General features: G+C 63.2%; 1 protein-coding gene. It reads right to left on the reverse strand.

The features are described from left to right. Positions 1-12 precede the first annotated feature (12 nt). Complete coding sequence (locus tag HKK72_RS39330) at positions 13-1,095, reverse strand: IS110 family transposase (protein WP_187239441.1); 1,083 nt, start codon at positions 1,093-1,095, stop codon at positions 13-15. Between the last annotated feature and the right edge of the window lie 230 nt (positions 1,096-1,325).

Here is a 1,325-nt window from a genome sequence, read left to right on the forward strand (position 1 = left end):
GCGTTGATGCTCCTATGTTTGGCAAGCGGTGACCTCCCGAATGCCCGTATTAACGTTGGCAACGAGGATATGGTAGATTTCTCGGGCGATGAATCGTTTGAGGCATCGCATTATTTCGGCCTTCGATTTCCCTTCGGTTGTGCGGCGGGTGACGTAGTCGATGGTCGGCTCGTGGAAGCGCATGCGGATGAGCGCGATGCGGTGGAGGGCGGCGTTGGCTTGGCGGTGTCCGCCGCGGTAGAGGCGGTGCCGATTGGTCTTGCCGGATGATGCGGGGATCGGGCAGGCGCCGCAGAGTTTGGCGAATGCGGCTTCTCCCCGGAGCCGTTCAGGATTGTCGCCGGCGACGATCAGTAGTTCTGCCGCTGAGTCGGCTCCGATGCCGAACACGCTGGTCAGCTGAGGTGCGGCTCGTTCGGTGAGTGTTTGCAGGATGCGTTCTTGGATGTCGATTTCCTGGCTAAGACTTCGGTGTCGGCGGGCCAGGGTGCGAAGTGTGTAGCGGGCTGCGTCGGCGGGGGTTGTCATCGTTTCAAAGGGTAGGTCTGCGCAGTATTCGAGCAGTTTCCGGTCCGGGAGTTCGTCCAGTTCTTCACGCAGTTCCGCGGGTGCGTTGACGATGATGGTCTTGAGTGTGACCATCGCCTGGGTGCGGGACTTCACCGCGGTGTCTTTGGCGATTTTGATCTGCCGGATCATCTCCACGCATCCGTCAGCGGACTTGGGGATGGCGGTCGCGGTGCCGGCCAGGACCGCCCGGGCGGCGTTTTCGGCGTCCAGGCGGTCGTTCTTGCCGCGCAGATGCCGCTGCTGCCGGTTCGGGCGGACGACTTCGATGACGCGGTGACCGCGTCGCCGCAGGTGAGAGGCCAGTCCGGCACCGTAGGAGCCGGTTCCTTCGATACCGAAGACAGCCCGGCTGCCAAGCGCCAGCGCCCACTGCTCCAGCTCGTGGTAACCGTCAGTGTTGACCGTGATCGTGGTCTTGGCCAAGAGGCCACCGATCTCGTTCAACGCGACGGCGACGTGGGCGTGCTTGTGGGTGTCGACTCCGACGGTGATGCGCTCGACGCGAGCATGGGAGATGCTGGTCATCGACTGCGTGTCCTTCCCAGACAGCGTGGTCAACGCGGCCGGGCGGGCGGACAAGACTGCGATGGGACCTGCCGTGATCAGGCTCCTATGAGGTCACTGCCCGCTCGGACGCGCCGTTGGGGGGCGTCACCTGGGGGCAGCCGACAGATCAACGCCAAGGCACTCATCGGGCCGATCGTAACAAGGGTCAGACCACCCTCAGGCGACACAAGGACAGTCTCACAATCGAA

It is taken from the genome of Actinomadura sp. HBU206391 (genome assembly GCF_014323665.1).
Lineage (GTDB): Bacteria > Actinomycetota > Actinomycetes > Streptosporangiales > Streptosporangiaceae > Actinomadura_C.